Genomic DNA, 20,090 nt, shown 5'->3' on the forward strand with positions numbered 1-20,090 from the left:
AAATAGCTTTTAAACGCTGAAATATAAAAGATATTAGTAATAAAAATGCAATATAAAAGTAGAATTTTACAAATATGCTCTAAATGAGCAGATTAAAACCACATTAGAATTTTCGTTTTTTAAACATACTATAGCTTCCAATTTGTAAAATCAATGGTATTGATTACTTTTAAAAAAATTCACTTTTGAAGATGAAAAACAAGATTAATAGCTTAAAACATAAAGTAGAACAGGCTAAATTAGGTGGTGGGGAAGCTCGAATAGAGAGCCAGCATAAAAAAGGTAAACTTACTGCTAGAGAACGTATTCATTTTTTAATGGATGAAGGTAGTTTTGAAGAAATTGGAATGTTAGTTACCCACCGAAGTACCGATTTTGGTATGGAGCGAGAAAAATATTTAGGAGATGGAGTGGTTACTGGTTATGGCACTATCAATGGTCGTTTAACCTATGTTTTTTCACAAGATTTTACTGTTTTTGGTGGATCATTATCTGAAACTCATGCCGAAAAAATCTGTAAAATTATGGATATGGCAATGAAAAATGGCGCACCTTTAATTGGCTTAAATGATAGTGGCGGCGCTCGTATTCAAGAAGGTGTTGTTTCTTTAGGCGGTTATGCTGATATATTTTATCGAAATGTACAAGCTTCTGGAGTAATACCGCAACTTTCGGCAATAATGGGTCCTTGTGCTGGCGGCGCTGTTTACTCACCTGCTATAACAGATTTCATTTTAATGGTCGAAAATACTTCATACATGTTTGTTACCGGACCAAATGTGGTTAAAACAGTTACGCATGAAGAAGTAAGTTCTGAAGAATTAGGTGGTGCAACTACACATGCTACCAAATCTGGTGTAACTCATTTTGCTTGTGCAAACGAAATTGAGGCTATCAATTACCTTAAAAAATTATTAAGCTACGTACCACAAAATTGCGAAGAAACTCCTGCTAACCTACCTTATGAAAGTGGAGATGAAACTCGTTTAAGTTTAGATACACTTTTACCTGAAATTGCTAGTCAACCTTATGATATACGTGATGTAATTACAGAAATTGCAGACACTGAGAGCTTTTTTGAAGTACACAAAGACTTTGCAGAAAACATTGTAGTGGGTTTTGCTCGCTTAGCAGGAAGAAGCATTGGAATTATTGCCAATCAACCTGCTTACTTAGCTGGTGTGTTAGATAGCAATTCATCTACAAAAGCTGCTCGTTTTGTTCGCTTTTGCGATTGTTTTAACATTCCGCTCTTAGTATTGGAAGATGTGCCAGGGTTTTTACCGGGCACCGACCAAGAATGGAATGGAATTATCACCAATGGTGCAAAATTATTGTATGCTTTTAGCGAGGCAACCGTACCAAGAATTACAGTAATTACACGTAAAGCTTATGGCGGAGCATATGATGTAATGAATAGCAAACATATTGGCGCTGATATGAACTACGCTTGGCCAACTGCAGAAATTGCGGTTATGGGTGCCAAAGGAGCTGCAGAAATTATCTTTAAGAAAGAAATCTCATCGGCAGAAAACCCCCAAGAAAAATGGTTAGAGAAAGAAAAATTATATTCAGATATTTTTGCTAATCCTTATCGTGCTGCCGAACGTGGTTTTGTAGATGAAGTTATCGAGCCATCTCAAACTCGCAGTAAATTAATTAAGGCATTTAAAATGTTAGAGAATAAAGTGGTTAATAATCCTCGTAAAAAACACGGTAACATCCCACTTTAAAATGGAAGATGGAAAATGTAAAAGGAATGAATTAATAAGCTGTTAATTTCACAATAACCTAAATTTTCCATTTTACCTCTTAAACTTTACCTTTTTAAAATGGCAGTTGTAGAACAAATATTTCCAGCATTAACATGGCGTATCAGGCATTTAGCGATGTACCCTGATCAGCCTTATGAATATGTAAAATTGGAAGACGATTTTGATGGCATCCATTTTGGCATTTATGAGAACTATGAGCTAACTGGCGTAGTTTCTCTTTTTACACAAGGTGATGATGTAGGCCAGTTTAGAAAAATGGCAATTTTACCCGAAGCCCAACATCAAGGTTTAGGAACTCAATTGCTCAACTATTTAATTGACTTTTGCAAAGTGCAAAAATTGACGAAATTGTGGTGCAATGCAAGGGTAAATGCCAAAGAATTTTATGCTAAATTTGGCTTTACCGAAACAGATCAAACCTATTCATCAAGCGGTATTGATTTTGTAATAATGGAATTAGAAATTTTAAAGATTACGTCATGCTGAATTTATTTCTGCATCTGTATAAATGATCCTGAAACAAGTTCAGGATGACGATACTAAATAAAAAATTATGGCAAAGAAGAAAGAAGAAGCTAACCTGTCCAAAACGCAGGAAAACAAGAAAAAACATACTGCAGTTGTAACCAAAAAATCGGTTCAATTTCTTGAAAAATACATCAACAACCCTGCTCCTACTGGTTACGAGTGGGAAGGACAGAAATTATGGTTAGATTATTTAAAACCATATATCGACGAGCAATTTATTGATAATTATGGCACTGCAGTTGGTGTAATTAATCCAAAAGCTGCTTTTAAAGTGGTAATTGAGGCGCATGCCGATGAAATCTCTTGGTATGTAAATTACATTACAAGTGATGGTTTAATTTACGTAATTCGCAACGGCGGTTCAGATCATCAAATTGCTCCATCAAAACGCGTAAATATCCATACCGAAAAAGGTTTGGTTAAAGCAGTTTTCGGCTGGCCAGCTATTCACACTCGCCATGGCGATAAAGAACAAGCGCCAGAGTTAAAAAATATCTTTTTAGATTGTGGTTGCACAAGCAAAGAAGAAGTGGAAAAATTAGGCATCCACGTGGGTTGTGTAATTACTTATGAAGATGAGTTTATGATTTTAAACGATCGCTACTATGTTGGTAGAGCTTTAGACAACCGTGTTGGTGGTTTTATGATCGCCGAAGTTGCTCGTTTATTAAAAGAAAACAAGCAAAAACTACCATTCGGTTTGTACATTGTTAACTCAGTACAAGAAGAAATTGGTTTACGCGGAGCCGAAATGATTGCGCAACGCATTAAACCTAACGTAGCCATCATTACAGACGTAACGCATGACACCACTACGCCTATGATCAATAAAATTACCCAAGGCGATTTATCTTGCGGAAAAGGCCCTGTAGTTTCTTATGCACCAGCAGTACAAACCAACTTAAATAAGTTATTAATTAAAACCGCTGAGAAAAATAATATCCCGTTCCAACGCCAGGCATCGTCTCGTTCTACAGGTACAGATACCGATGCTTTTGCCTACTCAAATGGCGGTGTGCCATCGGCATTAATTTCATTGCCTTTACGCTACATGCACACCACGGTAGAAATGGTTCATATAGAAGATGTTGACAATGTAATTAGTTTAATTTATCAGAGTTTATTAAACATTAAAGCAGATCACGATTTTAGAGAGTTTTCTTAAAAAAAGAGAAGGTTTAAAGGAAAAAGGTTGAGGGTTTTCCTTCGACCTTTTTGCTTTAAAAAAGTCGTCATTGCGAGGAGGAACGACGTGGAAATCTCATTCATCAAATTTTTTTGAAAAGCAAAAACACTGCAACAATACAAATTCAGCCCCGCCAATGTTGCTGCCGTGAAAAACGGCATTCACGAATGTTGGGTTTATAAAACTTAAGATAATGCAAGAAATAAAGAATTGGATGCCTAAACTTAAGATTTTAAAATCAATCACTTTCATTTCCTAATGTGTCTCTTACCAATAACTAATTTCATCCTTCAGGTTAAAATCCTATTTTTACTAAAATAAAATCAACCTAAAATGACCAACATCAAAGTCATCGCATTTGATGCCGACGATACGCTATGGGTAAACGAGCCCTATTTTCGCGAAGCTGAAGATAAATTTTGTGCCCTGCTAGAAGATTATCTCCCATTGCATAGTACTGCAAATGCTTTATTTAAAACCGAAATTGCAAATTTACCTCTTTATGGTTATGGTATTAAAGGTTTTATGCTTTCGATGATTGAAACCATTTTAGAAGTAACCCAAGGCACGGCAAGTTTAGAAATGATTGCAAAAGCCATCGATTTTGGTAAAGAACAGCTCAATAAACCCATCGAATTATTAGAAGGAGTTGAACAAGTTCTAACCGCTTTAAAAGATGAATATCGTTTATTAGTAGCCACCAAAGGCGATTTGTTAGATCAAGAACGAAAATTGCAAAAATCTGGTTTAGAGAATTATTTTCATCATATAGAAATTATGAGCGAAAAACATGAAAGAGATTATCTCAAATTGTTAAAACATTTAGATTGCAAGCCAGAAAATTTTTTAATGATTGGCAACTCCTTAAAGTCTGATGTGCTACCAGTTTTGGCAATTGGCGGCAATGCCATACATGTTCCGTTTCATACCACTTGGGCTCATGAGGTTGTTGAGCACAATGTAGAGCATGATAATTTTAAATCGGCAGAAACAATTACAGAGATTTTAACTTTCCTTAAAAAATGAAAAAGCTATTTGATTTAGAAAATTGGAGCAGAAAAGATCATTTTAACTTTTTTAATCAGTTTGATGAACCTTTTTTTGGTGTGACGGTAGATGTAGATTGTACAATAGCTTACCACAAATGCAAAAAAGAAGGCATTGGCTTTTTCTTGTATTACCTACACCAATCTTTAGCGGCTGCAAATGCTATAGAAAACTTTAAGCTCAGAATTGAAGAAAGTCAAATCTATCTTTATGATCAAGTAAATGCTTCGGCAGTGATCAATAGAGCTGATAACTCATTTGGCTTTTCATACATCAATTATTTTAAAGAATTTAAGGAGTTTGAAGTTGCTGCCAAAATTGAAATAGAAAGTGTTAGAAATGCAATAGGCCTTAACCTAAAAGGAAACAATGCTAACGTCATTCACATTTCCGCAATGCCATTTTTAAAATTTAAATCACTCTCACATGCTCGCAGTTTTTCATTTAAAGATAGCTGCCCAAAGTTTTCATTTGGCAAAATGACCGATGATAATGGTAAAAAATCTATGCCAATTTCGGTTCATGTTAATCATGCTTTGGCAGATGGCTATCATGTGGGTTTGTTTGTAGATGAGTTTCAGAAAAGAATGAATGCTTAAAATAAAAATTACAGCATAAGAAGTAAAACCTCACGAAGGATTTAAAAAGTTCATACGTCTAAAGATAAATTTACTTGTATGAAAAAACTTTTTGTTATTGCTGCGCTTTTAGGTGCATCTGTCTTATTTCAATATTGCAGTAAAAAAACCGAAACTGTTGTTGAGCTTTCTGAAACACCAATTTTGCCTGCTACTTCTTATAACTATCTGATCAATTTTCCGGCACATATTCAAGCTGCCTTAGTTACAAACGACAATACTCCTTCAGATAACGCAATTACAAATGATGGAGCAACTTTGGGAAGAGTTCTTTTTTACGATAAGCATTTAAGCAAAAACAATACGGTTAGCTGTGCTAGCTGTCATCAACAACAATTTTCTTTTGACGATAATGTAGCCTTAAGCAAAGGTTTTGACAATGGCCTAACTACAAGAAATTCTATGGCCATTTTAAACTTACGTTTTTACAAAAACGGCAAAATGTTTTGGGATGAAAGATCAGCAACTTTAGAAAAACAAGTATTGCAACCTATACAAAATCACGTAGAAATGAATTTAACTTTAACAGAACTTGAAAGCAAAGTTAAAGCTTTAGATTATTATTCTACACTTTTTCAAAAGGCATTTGGTAGCACCGCTATTGACTCTGTAAAAATTGCTAAAGCATTAGCTCAATTTAGCAGAAGTATAGTTAGTTATCAATCTAAATACGACAGAGTTAAACAAGGGGTTGATGATTTTACCGCTGCTGAGGCACAAGGAGAGCAGTTATTTTTAAATGCTGGCAATGTTACTTGCGCAGGCTGTCATGCACCACCAATGTTTATAACTAGTAATCCTGTACAAGGTTTTGGTTTAAATGATGCTAATGATACTGGAATCAATGGCCAACGTAGATTTAAATCTGGCACATTAAGAAATATTAGTAACCGCATCAAACTATTTCACAACGGCAGTGTAGAAAATGTACAAGCAATGTTAACTTCAGGTGCGCCTAGCACTAACACTGCGCCCATAGCTCAACATGCTGTTGCACCACAAGATGTGCAAAATATAATTGCATTTTTAAATACATTAACGGATAATACAATTTTAACTGAAACGAAATTTTCCAATCCCTTCATAAAATAAAGAGAGCAGAATTTATTATCTATTTCCTTTTTACCATATTTCTTTCTTAATTTAATGCCGAAAACACTAAAACTATGAGTGATAAAAAGGCTTTATTTACAGAAAAAATTAAAACATCTTATGCTCCTTTAGGTGCATCAATATATTTAGGCGCAGGTATTTTGGATGGCGAAGTGTTAGCTGAGGCAGAGGTAAATTTGCCGCTACGTATGATGAACCGCCACGGATTAATTGCTGGGGCTACAGGAACTGGTAAAACCAGAACGTTACAATTGTTAGCCGAACAACTTTCCGATGCAGGCGTACCAGTATTTATGCTTGATGTGAAAGGTGATCTTTCTGGCTTAAATCAAGCTGGCACGAGTAATCCTAAAATTGAAGATAGAGCTAAACAGTTAAATAAACCTTTTACTCCAACTGCATTTCCTATTGAATTGTATTCGCTAAGTGGCAAACTTGGCGCACAAATGCGTGCTACGGTAACAGAGTTTGGCCCAGTTTTGTTAGCCAAAATTTTAGAACTTAACGATACCCAAACTGGTGTTTTAGCGGTAATTTTTAAATATGCTGACGACAATAAAATGCCGATTGTAGATTTAAATGATCTTAAAAAGATATTAGGTTATTTATCTGAAGGAGCTGGAGCGGCAGAGATTAAAAGCAGTTATGGTTCAATCTCTTCAGCAACCTCCAGCACAATACTGCGTAAAATTGTAGCAATTGAGCAACAAGGTTTGGGTGGCATGTTTGGCGAAACTTCTTTTGATATTGAAGATTTGTTTAGTCGTGTGGATGGAAAAGGGGTAATTTCTCTCTTAAACATTGCGGATGTACAAAACCAACCGGTACTATACTCTACATTTCTATTAAGTCTTTTGGCAGAAATTTATCAAGCTATGCCAGAAGCTGGTGATTTGGATAAACCAAAACTAGTTTTCTTTTTTGACGAAGCTCATCTCTTATTTAACGATGCCCCAAAAGCATTTTTGGAACAGGTTAACACTATCATTAGGTTAATTAGATCAAAAGGAATTGGCGTTTTCTTCTGTACACAATCGCCAATGGATATTCCCGAAACTGTTTTAGCCCAATTAGGTAATAGAGTACAACATGCGCTGAGAGCGTTTACACCAAATGATGTTGATGCTTTAAAAAAGACTGTGAATACTTATCCGAAATCAGATTTTTACGAAATTGATAAATTGTTAACCGCATTGGGAACAGGTCAGGCATTAGTTACAGTGCTTAATGAAAAAGGAATACCAACAGAGGTAGCTGCTACAATGTTAACTCCGCCAAAAGCAGTTATGGGCCAAATGGCTGCTATAGATTGCGAAAAATTAATGCAGACTAGTCCTTTATTTGCCAAATATCAAAAAACAATTGACCCAATTAGTGCGTTTGAAATGTTAACGGATAAGATTAATCAAAAAATGGCAGAAGAAAATGAAGCTAAAGCCATTATTGAGGAACAAAAAAGAGTTGAAATAGAAAGCAAGCCTAAACCTGGAGAAAAAAGTATTGTTGAGAAAGTGATGGGAGCTACCATTACCAGACAAATTGGACGAGAAATTGTTAGAGGTTTATTTGGCATGTTAACTGGTAAAAAACCAAGAGCTAAAAGCGGTGGTTTTTTTGGTTTTTAAAACTTACATTTGTACCAATCACTCCTTTAATAAACTATAATATTAATGAAGCCTACTTTACTTATTTTGGCTGCTGGTATGGCAAGCCGTTACGGAAGCATGAAACAAATTGATGGATTTGGCCCAAATGGCGAAACCATTATCGATTACTCAATATATGATGCAATTAAAGCCGGATTTGGCAAAGTTGTTTTCATCATAAAAGAAGAATTTGTAGAAAACTTTAAAAGCATCTTCGATCCTAAGTTAAAAGGTAAAATAGAGGTTGACTATGTTTTTCAAAATTTCGATTTGAAACAATTTGGTATTGAAGAAGAAATCTACAGAGAAAAACCTTGGGGTACAGCACATGCAATTTTAGCTGGTAGAAATGTAGTAAAAGAACCATTTTGTGTAATAAATGCAGATGATTTTTATGGCTATGATGCTTATAAAAAAATGGTAGATTTTTTAACTGATGAAGCTACTGATAGTAATTATTCAATTATCGGTTACCAAATAGGCAAAACCTTATCAGATTTTGGAGCAGTTTCTCGCGGTGTTTGTAAAGTTGATGAGGCTGGCAACTTAAGCGAAATTGTAGAGCGCACCAAGGTTTATAAAGATGGCGAAGCTATCGTTTATGAAGAAGACGATAAAAAATATCCTTTAGATTTCGAAACGCCTGTTTCTATGAATTTCTGGGGTTTTACACCTGCTGTTTTTAAAATTACTGAAGATTTATTTAGAGAATTTGCAATGGCTAACAAAGACAAGCCAAAAGCAGAATTCTTTATTCCTTTAATTGGAGAAAATTTAGTGAAAACAAACGCTGCAACATTTAAAGTTGTACCAACATCTAACCAATGGTTTGGTGTTACTTATAAAGAAGATAAACCTTTTGTACAAGCAAGTATTGATCAATTGGTAACAGATGGTGCTTATCCAGAAAAACTTTGGGATTAAAGCTTCTAGAAACGATAATTAATTTTAATTATTAAATAAGGAAGGTTCGGATTTAAACATTCGAACCTTCTTGTTTCCAATAGCTTCATAAAGTTAAATCCTCATTTTTATAACGCTTGAATTAAAAACTAACCCAAAAGCTTTTTGTTTTGTTATTTAAACCCGACAAAAGCGGAAATATCCCGATTTTTCATCGGGAATTGTAGCGAATGGCGGGGCTGAATTTGCCAAAAAATACTGACATTCGTTTTCAAAACTTTAATCATATAAGGTATATATAAGCGCATTTTTTTATAGGATTAAAAATTAATCCATTTCTAGCAAAACTAAAAAAGCGTCACTGAAATTTATCAGTAACGCTTTTTCTATGATAAATCTTCGGACTTTCGGTCTCCAGACTTTCGGACAAAAAACTATTTCTTGTCGTCGTCTTTCACTTCTTCAAACTCAACATCAGTAACAGTATCGCCACCTTGTTGTGCATCAGCTTGTGTAGCTTCACCTTGTGGTTGCTCACCAGCTTTGTACATTTCTTCAGAAGCTACGTTCCATGCATTTTGCAATTCTTCTTGAGCTGCATCAATATCTGCAAAGTTACGAGACAAATGAGCTGCTTTTAATTTCTCTAATCCAGCTTCAATTGGCGCCTTTTTATCATCAGATAATTTATCACCAAATTCTTTTAACTGTTTTTCTGTAGAGAAAATTAAGGCATCAGCACCGTTAATTTTATCAGCTTCTTCCTTTTGTTTAGCATCTGCCTCTGCGTTAGCTTCAGCTTCTTCTTTCATTTTTTTGATCTCTTCATCAGTTAAACCAGAAGATGCCTCGATGCGGATTTTTTGCTCTTTACCAGTAGCTTTATCTTTAGCACTTACGTGTAAAATACCATTCGCATCAATATCAAAAGATACTTCAATTTGAGGCACACCACGTGGCGCTGGAGGAATACCATCTAACATGAAACGACCAATTGTACGGTTTTGAGCAGCCATTGGGCGCTCACCTTGTAAAATATGGATTTCTACCGAAGGTTGATTATCAGCAGCTGTAGAGAAAGTTTCTGCTTTTTTAGATGGAATTGTAGTGTTAGCTTCAATCAATTTCGTCATTACACCACCCATAGTTTCAATACCTAAAGAAAGTGGAGTAACATCTAATAACAATACATCTTTAACCTCACCAGTTAAAACACCACCTTGAATAGCAGCACCAATTGCCACAACCTCATCAGGGTTTACACCTTTACTTGGCTCTTTACCAAAGAAAGCTTTAACCGCATCCTGAATTGCTGGAATACGAGTTGAACCACCAACTAAGATAATTTCATCGATATCACCAACTTTTAAACCAGCATTCTTTAATGCAGATTTACAAGGCTCAATGGTACGTTTAATTAAATCGCCAGCTAATTGCTCAAATTTAGCACGACTTAAAGTACGCACTAAGTGTTTAGGCCCACTAGCATCAGCAGTAATGTATGGTAAGTTAATTTCTGTAGAAGTTGTGCTAGATAATTCAATTTTTGCTTTCTCAGCAGCTTCTTTTAAACGTTGTAACGCCATCGGATCTTGACTTAAATCCATTCCGTTTTCGTTCTTAAATTCAGCAGCTAACCAATCGATAATAATGTGGTCAAAATCGTCACCACCTAAGTGTGTATCACCATCAGTAGATTTAACTTCGAAAACGCCGTCACCTAACTCTAACACAGAAACATCATGTGTACCACCACCGCAATCAAACACAACAATTTTCATGTCTTTGTTTGTTTTGTCTAAACCATAAGCTAAAGCAGCTGCAGTTGGCTCGTTAATAATACGTTTAACCGTTAAACCAGCAATTTCACCAGCCTCTTTAGTTGCTTGGCGTTGCGCATCGTTAAAGTATGCAGGTACAGTAATAACCGCTTCAGTAACTTCTTGACCCAAGAAATCTTCAGCAGTTTTTTTCATTTTCTGCAAAATCATCGCCGATATCTCTTGTGGAGTATATTTACGATCGTCAATCTCAACACGAGGAGTGTTATTATCACCTTTTACAACATTATAAGGTACTCTACCAACTTCTTTCGAAACCTCAGCAAAGCTAGAACCCATAAAGCGTTTAATAGAATAAATTGTTTTTGTAGGGTTCGTTATCGCCTGACGTTTAGCAGGTTCACCCACTTTACGCTCGCCGTTTTCTGCAAAAGCAACAATAGATGGCGTTGTACGTTTACCCTCACTGTTGGCTATAACTACAGGTTCGTTACCTTCCATTACAGAAACGCAAGAGTTTGTTGTTCCTAAGTCTATACCAATTATTTTTCCCATTTTATTTTGTATTTCTTGTAAATTTTAATGTTTACAAGCATAATAACAAGCAATGTGCCAATTGAGTTTTGGCAGAAATATAGTTCAAAAGACTGTTAAAATGTAAAAAATACCTAGAAATACTGCTGACACGTTGGCAGAATTAAGAGAATTGTGACAAGTATTTGAAAAGCAATTGCAGATGAGCATCGGTTACATCAGTCCCGCCCTCGCTACAATCTTTTTATATCAAACTTATAAGGTTTTACAAACCTTATAAGTTTTCAAAAAAGTATTTCCGCTAAGTCGGGTTTATAGAACAAAAGTTTGTGCTATAATTCAAAATGTGGCTAAAGCCAATGCCTAAATCATAAAAACCGTCGGTTAAAACCGACGGCAATGTTTAAACTCTAAAACATTTTTGAACTTATATTTCATTGCCGTTGGCTTAAGCCAATGGGTTCGAGGCAAAGCATAATGGCTTTAGCCGCATTACAAACCCAACAATCTCTCCAAATGATGGTAATCAATGCCAAAATAAGCCTTAGTATCTTTTATCTTTTGCAAAATCTCATCTTTACACTTCACTTTAGAAGTTCCCTTTAGGGGATTTACGGGTTTCACTCCCACCACCAAAACATTTTTCGGTGTATGTGCATCAGAAATAAATTCGAATACTTTGGTTTTATAACCGAAATACTCTAAAATCAAAGCTCTTATGCCGTCAGTAACCATTTCTGCTTGGCGCTCTAAAAAAATCCCATATTTAGTTAAAAAAGAAACATCATTTTTCACCTTATGCTTTTCTATTTCCCTTCTAATTTGCTTGTGGCAACAAGGTGCTACAACAATTAATTCTGCACCAGCTTTTATCCCTTTAAATATGGCGTCGTCGGTTGCGGTATCACAAGCATGTAAAGCAATTAACAAATTAATTTCATCTATTTTGTAATCTTGTATTGTTCCTTCTACAAAATGAAGATGTTCGAAATTAGATTGCTTTGCAATGTCATTACATAAAGTCACTAGATCTTCCCGAAACTCAACCCCAGTAACCTTAGCTTTCAAATTCAATTGTTGATGCAGATAATCATATAGTGCAAAAGTTAAATATCCCTTACCAGAGCCCATATCTACAACATTTTTTATGATTCCTTCGGGCAACTCTTTTATAAGCGAGCTTAAAATTTCTATGTACTGATTAATCTGTTTGTATTTATCTTGTGCATTTTTAAAAACATTGCCCTCAGCATCAGTAATTTTTAAGGCATGCAAGTATGGATTATTACTTGGCTTAATAATCCGTTTCTTCTCTTTGTTATGAGCTAGGCTAACCTCTAGCTTTTTTCCTAATGCTCTCCTTCTTAGTTTAATTGCACTTTTTTTGTCGTGCTCAATGATAATTTCTTCATCAGTGGTAAATAGAGTCCCAATCCTAAAATCATTACTTAATAAATTTCCAATTAATTTTAACCCTTCTTCAATTGGATGATTTTTAAAAATGTCTCTTGTTTTATATCTGTAATTAAAAGAAAGCATATCAGCTCTTTTAATTTTTACCTTTTTGATGTAAATATTTTTAAGCTCTTTTTCATTGCCATTGTAGTTTCCTAATGATAATTTAACCATTGTAGAAGCTGCAATACTTTCACTTAAAACACTATTAAATTCACTAATAAATTCTGCGTTTACCATATGTCTAAATCGATTTAGTTAACATTTAGGATACAATAAAAAAATAGCCCCTTTAAGTTTCACTTTCACAAAATTAAACTTTAATTTAGGATATCGTTAAATATCTAACCATTTATAATGAGCGATTTTCAAATAAAAAAATCATCTACAGTTTATGATGCCATCGTAGTTGGCTCTGGAGCAGGTGGCGGAATGGCAGCCTATGTTTTGGCACATGCAGGCCAAAAAGTTTTAATGCTTGAAGCGGGACAAAACTTTGATCCTAGAATAGATTCACACCAAATGAAGTGGCCATGGGAATCTCCTAGGCGTGGTGCTGGTACAACCAGACCTTTTGGAGATTTTGATGCCTCTTACGGAGGTTGGCAATTAGATGGCGAACCTTATACTAAAAAAGACAAAACCGAATTTGAGTGGTTTAGATCTCGAATGCTCGGTGGAAGAACAAATCACTGGGGCAGAATTTCACTCAGAATGGGCCCTGAAGACTTTAAACCGACCGATGGACTTACTGATGATTGGCCAATTATTTATGATGATGTTAAGCCTTTTTATGATAAGGTTGATAGGATGATTGGTATTTATGGTACAGTTGAAGGCATCAAAAATGAACCTGATGGTATTTTTATGAAACCTCCAAAGCCGCGTTTAAATGAACTCTTTATCAAAAAAGGTGCAGAAAAAGCTGGCGTTAAAGTAATTACTGGTAGAGGCGCTGTAATGACCGAGGCTATAAAAGGCAATAATGATCGAGCTCCTTGTTTTTATTGCGGACAATGTGGTAGAGGTTGTAAAGTTTATGGAGACTTTTCTGCATCTTCTTGCTTAGTGATGCCTGCACAAAGCACTGGTAATTTAACCGTAATTACTGATGCTATGGTTAGAGAGGTGATTACCGATAAAGATGGTACGGCAAAAGGTGTGTCTTATGTAAACAGAAAAGATTTACAAGAATATCAAGTTACTGGAAAATTGGTTATTCTAGGAGCTAGCGCCTGCGAATCTGCAAGAATTTTACTGAACTCAAAATCATCTCAACATCCCAACGGGCTTGCAAACAATAGTGGCGTTGTAGGTAAATATTTGCATGACTCTACTGGCGCTGGGGTGTATGGTTTTCTACCTCAGTTAATGGATAGAAAGCGTTACAATGAAGATGGTTTAGGTAGTATTCATATCTATTCTCCTTGGTGGCTAGACAATAGAAAATTAGATTTTCCTCGCGGTTACCACATTGAATATGGTGGTGGTATGGGCATGCCTTCATACGGATTTGGTGGTGGCGTAGCATCAATGAATGGAATGGTGCCAGATAAAAATGGCGAAATGAAAGAAGCTGGCGGTTATGGTGCTTCATTAAAAGAAGATTATCGCCGCTTTTATGGAACGGGAGTTGGTATGGCCGGCCGTGGTACCGCAATTGCAAGGGAAGACAATTATTGCGAAATTGATCCTAATGTGGTTGATAAATTTGGTATTCCTGTTTTAAGATTTCACTACAAATGGGCCAAAGAAGAAATTTTGCAGGCTAAACACATGCAAGAAACTTTTTTATCGATTATGAAAGAAATGGGCGGCGTGGTTACTTCAAAAATTCATGGACCAGAAACAAATTATGGTTTAGAAGCTCCTGGAAAAATTATACATGAAGTTGGTACAATTCGCATGGGTGATGATCCAAAAAAATCAGCTTTAAACAAATATTGCCAGGCTCATGACTGCAAAAATTTATTTGTGGTAGATGCTGGTCCATTTGTACAACAAGGAGATAAAAATGCAACATGGACAATTTTAGCTTTGTCTATGCGCACTGCAGAATACATTTTAGCTGAAAAGAAAAGACAAAACTTATAATTATGAATAGAAGAGATTCATTAAAAGCTTTAGGCTTAACCGCATTAAGTACCACCGTATTAGTTGGAGCTTGCAATTCTGATGTAAAAAAAGAAACTATAGCCACAGTTGAGCCACAAGCAGGAAGAGAACCTTGGGAAACAGAAAGAGATGAAAAACTAAAAAGCGAAACCTTTTTTACCAAACACGAAATGGCAACAATAACTGTTTTGGTAGATATCATCATTCCAAAAGATAATGTATCTGGCAGTGCTACGGATGCAAAAGTACCAGAGTTCATCGAGTTTATTGTAAAAGACATGCCCTATCATCAGACGCCATTGAGAGGTGGTTTAAAATGGTTAGACATTCAATGTTTCAATATATTTGAAAAACCCTTTATTGAAGCATCTGCTCAGCAGCAAATTAGTATCATCGATGAAATTGCCTATCCAAATAAAGCAAAGCCAGGAATGTCTGCAGGTGTTGCATTTTTCAATAGAATGAGAGATTTAACAGCCTCTGGTTTTTACACTACAGAAATAGGTGTTAAAGATATTGGATATGTTGGTAATACGCCTAATCAATGGGATGGTGTGCCATCCGATGTATTGAAACAGTATGGCTTGGAAGGTGTAAAGGTTTAAACAATAAACATAAAAAAAACCGCTAAGAAATAAATCTTAGCGGTTTTTATTTAAGTCTCCGCCTGGGCGGAGATTTAGGGGTTTATGCTTTTGGAGCTTCTTCTTCAGCGCTAGCTTCTGGTTTAGCTTCCTCAGTTGCTGGAGTTTCTTCTACAACTTCTGTTTCTTCAACTACAGCACCTTCAGCTTTTGGAGCTTTATCAGCAGGAGCATCAGCTTTTTTAGTTTTGCTTCTACCTCTACGCGTAGTTTTCTTTTCTTCAGCAGCTGTATCTTTTCCATAAACTTCGTTGTAATCAACTAGTTCGATTAAAGCCATCTCTGCATTATCACCCAAACGATTGTTTAATTTGATGATACGAGTATAACCACCTGGACGGTTAGCAACTTTAGCTGCTACATCGCGGAACAATTCAGTTACAACTTCTTTATCTTGTAAGTAAGAGAAAACGATACGACGAGAGTGTGTAGTATCAGTTTTAGATTTTGTAATTAAAGGCTCAACATAACCACGTAAAACTTTCGCTTTAGCTAATGTAGTTGAAATTCTCTTGTGCTTAATTAATGAAGAAGCCATGTTAGCTAACATCGCTTTTCTGTGCGAAGTTGTTCTGCCTAAATGGTTATTTTTTTTACCGTGTCTCATTGTTTGTTTTGTAAAGTGTATACCGTCTCTTTGAACTTAATCTGAGGGAATTATACACAGTGAATATTTAATTAATATTATATTCCAAGCCTTGAGCACAATTTCACAACTGAAAACTCAAAACTGAAAACTTTTTACTCTTCGTCTAACTTAAATTTAGAAAGGTTCATTCCAAACGATAATTGTTTAGATTTTACCAATTCTTGAATTTCAGTTAATGATTTTTTACCGAAGTTTCTGAATTTTAACATATCAGCAACATCGTAAGAAACTAGATCAGCTAAAGTACGGATATCAGCTGCTTTTAAGCAGTTTAATGCACGTACAGATAAATCTAAATCAACTAATTCAGTTTTAAGGATTTTACGCATATGTAAAATTTCCTCATCAACTTCTTTAGTTTCTTCTTTAGCTTGAGATTCTAACACTAAATTCTCATCAGAGAATAACATAAAGTGTTGGATTAAAATCTTAGCCGCCTCTTTCAAAGCTTCTTCTGGGTGGATAGATCCATCAGTAGAAATATCTAAAATTAATTTCTCATAATCTGTTTTTTGCTCAACACGATAGTTTTCAATCGTATATTTTACATTTTTCATTGGGGTAAAAATCGAATCGATTGCGATTACACCAACAACAGTATCAGTAATTTTATTCTCTTCTGCAGGCACATAACCACGTCCTTTATTGATAGTTAATTCTACCTCTAAAGTAACAGATTTTTCCATGTTACAGATTACGAAATCAGGGTTTAAAACCTCGAAATTGTTTGAGAATTTAGTAATATCACCAGCTAAAAATTGGTCTTGACCATTAACAATGATGAAAACTTTTTCTGAATCTCCAGAATCACCTACTTTTTTAAAACGAACTTGTTTTAAATTTAAGATAATTTCAGTTAAATCTTCTACAACACCTTTCATGGTAGAAAACTCATGAGAAACGCCAGAAAAACGAATACTTGTAATTGCGAAACCTTCTAATGAAGATAATAAAATTCTTCTTAGGGCATTGCCAATTGTTACACCGAAACCGGGTTCTAAAGGACGAAATTCAAATTGACCATCGAAATCTGTTGATTTCTGCATGATTACCTTATCTGGTTTCTGAAATGCTAAAATTGCCATTTATAATGTTTTTAGTTCGTTATTAATAATGTGTAACGTAAAAAAGTTAAAGCCTTGAGGGCTTTAACTAATCTAATGATTACTTAGAGTATAACTCTACTATAAGGTTCTCTTTAATGTTTTCTGGGATCTCATCACGTTGAGGATAAGCTAAAAACTTACCTGATAACTCACTAGCGTTCCAATCTAACCAATTAAATTTATTGATCATTCTTCCTGCTACTGAATTTGTGATTGCCTCAAGAGATTTAGATTTGTCACGTACAGCAACAACATCACCAGCTCTTAATTGATATGATGGAATATTTACTACTTCACCGTTTACAGTTACATGTTTGTGGCTAACCAATTGACGTGCACCCGAACGAGTTGGAGCAATACCTAATCTATAAACAGTATTGTCTAAACGAGCTTCTAATAATTGCAATAAGTTATCACCAGTGATACCTTCACGAGAAGAAGCTTTTGTAAATAAGTTACGGAATTGTTTTTCTAATACACCATAAGTATATTTTACTTTTTGTTTTTCCATTAACTGAACTGCGTATTCAGATTGTTTACCTCTTCTTTTAGAAGCGCCATGTTGGCCTGGAGGATAATTTTTTCTGTCTAATACTTTGTCAGGACCAAAAATTGGTTCTCTGAACTTACGGGCGATTTTGGACTTTGGTCCGGTATATCTTGCCATTTGTTGTTTTTGATTTTAAAGTATCTTCCCAACTTTAATCGGGAGACTCTTAGCTTTAAAAAATAATTAATTAAACTCTTCTTTTCTTAGGAGGACGACATCCGTTGTGAGGAAGCGGAGTAATATCTTTAATAGATGTTACTTCAATACCTGCTACTTGCAAAGTTCTGATTGCAGACTCACGGCCTGAACCTGGACCTTTAACAAATACTTCAACTTTACGTAAACCTAAATCGAAAGCCACTTTACCACAATCAGCTGCAGCTTGACCAGCAGCATATGGAGTGTTCTTTTTAGAACCTTTAAATCCCATTTTACCTGCTGATGACCATGAAATAGTCTGACCGTTGTTATTTGTTAAAGTAACGATAATATTGTTGAACGTAGCGTTAATGTGAGCTTGACCTACAGGCTCGATAACAACAATACGTTTTTTGGTAACTTTTTTAGTTTTAGCCATTTTTCTTTTAGATTTGAGATATGAGAAATGAGATTTGAGACTTGCTCTACCCCGGCACTCAGTACCTAATTTTTATCTTTTTATTCCAACCATGTAGTAATCACGAATTGCTCACTACACAGTTATCAATTATTATTTAGTAGCTTTTTTCTTGTTAGCAACTGTTTTTCTCTTTCCTTTACGAGTACGAGAGTTGTTTTTAGTACGTTGACCACGAACAGGTAAACCTTTTCTGTGACGTAAACCACGGTAACAACCAATATCCATTAAACGTTTAATGTTCAATTGAACTTCAGAGCGTAAAGCACCTTCTACTTTAACCTCATCATTAATCATGGTACGAATTGCTGATAACTCATCATCAGACCAATCCTGTACTTTTTTGTTAACATCGATACCTGCAGTATTTAAAATACGTTGTGCAGTTGCTTTACCTATACCGTAGATATAAGTTAGTCCGATCTCACCTCTTTTGTTTCTTGGTAAATCAATACCTGAAATCCTTGCCATATTTATTCTATCTTTTTAAGTAATTCCGAACGGCGGGCCACCGTTGTGCGGTACATTACAATTTTTTCTAATTACCCCTGACGTTGCTTGTATTTAGGATTTTTCTTGTTAATCACGTAAAGTTTCCCTTTACGGCGAATAATCTTACAATCTGCGCTACGTTTTTTAATTGACGATCTAACTTTCATTTTATTTATATCTATAAGTGATGCGACCTTTTGTTAAATCATAAGGAGACATCTCTAATTTTACTTTGTCACCAGGAAGAATTTTGATGTAATGCATCCTCATCTTACCTGAAATATGAGCAATAATCTCATGTCCATTTTCAAGTTCAACTCGAAACATCGCATTAGATAATGCTTCCCTTATTACTCCGTCTTGTTCAATCGAGGCTTGTTTAGCCATATTATACTGATTTTTACTTAATTAGCTGCTATTAAACAGGGTTGCAAAATTAAATAAAAATTTTTAATTATTTACTTTTTTCTTCTAAAACTTTTTCAATAAGCGAAAAAGTTGATAATATATCTGCTTTCCCTCTTTTTACTGCAACTGTATGTTCGAAATGTGCCGATGGTTTATTGTCTTTAGTAGTTACTGTCCAACCATCAGCCCAAAATTTGATTGATGCAACACCTGCATTAATCATTGGCTCAATGGCAATTACCATTCCTTCTTCTAATTTAACCCCACTGCCTCTTTTTCCATAGTTAGGAACCTCTGGTTTTTCGTGTAGCTTAACACCAACACCATGGCCAACGAGCTCTCTCACAACGCCAAATCCATTATTTTCTGCATGATTTTGAACAGCAAAAGCGATATCCCCAATCCTCATCCCAACAACAGCTTTATCAATAGCTAAATTTAAACACTCTTGAGTAACTTTAACGAGCTTCTGTTTTTCAGAATCAATTTCCCCAATAGAGAAAGTATACGCAGAATCACCAAAAAAGTTGTTCTTTATCACACCACAATCAACAGAAATTAGGTCTCCATCTTTTATTATGTAGTCATTCGGTATACCATGAACTACTTGCTCATTTGGCGAAATACACAAAGACTTAGGAAATCCACCATAATTTAAAAAAGCAGGAATTGCTCCATGATCTTGTATAAATTCGTGTGCTAGCTTATCTAATGCCAAGGTTGTAATTCCAGGTGCTATCACCTTAGCAACCTCAGCCAAGGTTTTAGAAACAAGTAAAGAACTTTCTCTTATTAATTCTACCTCCTCCGGAGATTTATAATAGATTTTTGACATCTCGTATGTTTTTGAAGGATTTAAATAAAAAAATGATTGATTTCCAAAAGAGAAAATCAATCATTTTAA

Annotated in this window: 20 protein-coding genes; 10 read left to right on the top strand and 10 right to left on the bottom strand. The window is 35.2% G+C overall.

Annotated features, from left to right (window positions below; all coding sequences use genetic code 11):
* Nucleotides 1–191 precede the first annotated feature (191 nt).
* From AC07XU_RS01480 to AC07XU_RS01515, 8 genes are all read left to right on the top strand, one after another.
* Nucleotides 192–1,733 carry an acyl-CoA carboxylase subunit beta gene (locus AC07XU_RS01480; protein WP_494941853.1) on the top strand — a complete coding sequence of 514 codons (1,542 nt, stop codon included), beginning with the start codon at nt 192–194 and terminating at the stop codon, nt 1,731–1,733.
* Between the two features lie 99 nt (nt 1,734–1,832).
* Entirely contained in the window at nt 1,833–2,261 is a 429-nt protein-coding gene (locus AC07XU_RS01485) for a GNAT family N-acetyltransferase (protein ID WP_494941854.1), read from the top strand.
* 67 nt (nt 2,262–2,328) lie between these two features.
* Nucleotides 2,329–3,468 (top strand): M42 family metallopeptidase, encoded by a 1,140-nt coding sequence (locus AC07XU_RS01490; protein ID WP_494941855.1) that lies wholly within the window; start codon nt 2,329–2,331, stop codon nt 3,466–3,468.
* A gap of 354 nt (nt 3,469–3,822) precedes the next feature.
* A complete protein-coding gene (locus tag AC07XU_RS01495; RefSeq protein ID WP_494941856.1) occupies nt 3,823–4,515 on the top strand; it encodes an HAD family hydrolase in 693 nt (230 codons plus the stop codon).
* Complete coding sequence (locus tag AC07XU_RS01500; protein WP_494941857.1) at nt 4,512–5,135, top strand: CatA-like O-acetyltransferase; 624 nt, start codon at nt 4,512–4,514, stop codon at nt 5,133–5,135. Before AC07XU_RS01495 ends, AC07XU_RS01500 begins: the two co-directional genes overlap by 4 nt.
* A gap of 78 nt (nt 5,136–5,213) precedes the next feature.
* Complete coding sequence (locus AC07XU_RS01505; protein ID WP_494941858.1) at nt 5,214–6,266, top strand: cytochrome-c peroxidase; 1,053 nt, start codon at nt 5,214–5,216, stop codon at nt 6,264–6,266.
* 74 nt (nt 6,267–6,340) lie between these two features.
* Entirely contained in the window at nt 6,341–7,912 is a 1,572-nt protein-coding gene (locus AC07XU_RS01510) for a helicase HerA-like domain-containing protein (RefSeq protein ID WP_494941859.1), read from the top strand.
* 45 nt (nt 7,913–7,957) lie between these two features.
* A complete protein-coding gene (locus AC07XU_RS01515; protein WP_494941860.1) occupies nt 7,958–8,857 on the top strand; it encodes a nucleotidyltransferase family protein in 900 nt (299 codons plus the stop codon).
* Between the two features lie 413 nt (nt 8,858–9,270).
* On the opposite strand, the gene dnaK is transcribed toward AC07XU_RS01515, so the two are convergent.
* Together dnaK and AC07XU_RS01525 are read right to left on the bottom strand one after the other, a co-directional pair.
* Nucleotides 9,271–11,172, bottom strand: coding sequence for a molecular chaperone DnaK (dnaK, locus tag AC07XU_RS01520; RefSeq protein WP_494941861.1), 1,902 nt, complete (start codon nt 11,170–11,172; stop codon nt 9,271–9,273).
* A gap of 471 nt (nt 11,173–11,643) precedes the next feature.
* Nucleotides 11,644–12,846, bottom strand: coding sequence for a class I SAM-dependent methyltransferase (locus AC07XU_RS01525; RefSeq protein ID WP_494941862.1), 1,203 nt, complete (start codon nt 12,844–12,846; stop codon nt 11,644–11,646).
* A gap of 117 nt (nt 12,847–12,963) precedes the next feature.
* On the opposite strand from AC07XU_RS01525, the gene AC07XU_RS01530 reads away from it, so the two are divergent.
* Both AC07XU_RS01530 and AC07XU_RS01535 read left to right on the top strand, forming a co-directional pair.
* Nucleotides 12,964–14,700 carry a GMC family oxidoreductase gene (locus tag AC07XU_RS01530; RefSeq protein ID WP_494941863.1) on the top strand — a complete coding sequence of 579 codons (1,737 nt, stop codon included), beginning with the start codon at nt 12,964–12,966 and terminating at the stop codon, nt 14,698–14,700.
* A 2-nt stretch (nt 14,701–14,702) separates the two neighbouring features.
* Complete coding sequence (locus tag AC07XU_RS01535) at nt 14,703–15,326, top strand: gluconate 2-dehydrogenase subunit 3 family protein (protein ID WP_494941864.1); 624 nt, start codon at nt 14,703–14,705, stop codon at nt 15,324–15,326.
* A gap of 82 nt (nt 15,327–15,408) precedes the next feature.
* Here the strand turns inward: AC07XU_RS01535 and rplQ are convergent, their stop codons facing one another.
* The 8 genes from rplQ to map form a co-directional block, all read right to left on the bottom strand.
* On the bottom strand, nt 15,409–15,972 hold the full coding sequence (gene rplQ / locus AC07XU_RS01540; RefSeq protein ID WP_494941865.1) for a 50S ribosomal protein L17: 564 nt from the start codon (nt 15,970–15,972) through the stop codon (nt 15,409–15,411).
* Nucleotides 15,973–16,106: 134 nt separating this feature from the next.
* Nucleotides 16,107–17,099, bottom strand: a complete 993-nt coding sequence (locus AC07XU_RS01545) for a DNA-directed RNA polymerase subunit alpha (protein ID WP_090992908.1) — start codon at nt 17,097–17,099, stop codon at nt 16,107–16,109.
* A 79-nt stretch (nt 17,100–17,178) separates the two neighbouring features.
* A complete protein-coding gene (rpsD, locus tag AC07XU_RS01550; protein ID WP_494941866.1) occupies nt 17,179–17,787 on the bottom strand; it encodes a 30S ribosomal protein S4 in 609 nt (202 codons plus the stop codon).
* 70 nt (nt 17,788–17,857) lie between these two features.
* A complete protein-coding gene (rpsK, locus tag AC07XU_RS01555) occupies nt 17,858–18,247 on the bottom strand; it encodes a 30S ribosomal protein S11 (protein WP_494941867.1) in 390 nt (129 codons plus the stop codon).
* Nucleotides 18,248–18,379: 132 nt separating this feature from the next.
* The gene (gene rpsM, locus AC07XU_RS01560; protein ID WP_494941868.1) at nt 18,380–18,757 is read right to left on the bottom strand and encodes a 30S ribosomal protein S13; all 378 of its coding nucleotides are present in this window, start codon (nt 18,755–18,757) and stop codon (nt 18,380–18,382) included.
* A 71-nt stretch (nt 18,758–18,828) separates the two neighbouring features.
* On the bottom strand, nt 18,829–18,945 hold the full coding sequence (gene rpmJ / locus AC07XU_RS01565) for a 50S ribosomal protein L36 (RefSeq protein ID WP_010599887.1): 117 nt from the start codon (nt 18,943–18,945) through the stop codon (nt 18,829–18,831).
* Between the two features lies 1 nt (nt 18,946).
* Nucleotides 18,947–19,165: a translation initiation factor IF-1 gene (gene infA / locus AC07XU_RS01570; protein WP_010599888.1), complete on the bottom strand. Its 219-nt coding sequence runs from the start codon at nt 19,163–19,165 to the stop codon at nt 18,947–18,949.
* A 67-nt stretch (nt 19,166–19,232) separates the two neighbouring features.
* Nucleotides 19,233–20,021 (bottom strand): type I methionyl aminopeptidase, encoded by a 789-nt coding sequence (gene map, locus AC07XU_RS01575; RefSeq protein WP_494941869.1) that lies wholly within the window; start codon nt 20,019–20,021, stop codon nt 19,233–19,235.
* Between the last annotated feature and the right edge of the window lie 69 nt (nt 20,022–20,090).

This window comes from Pedobacter sp. GW456-11-11-14-TSB4 (assembly GCF_059424425.1).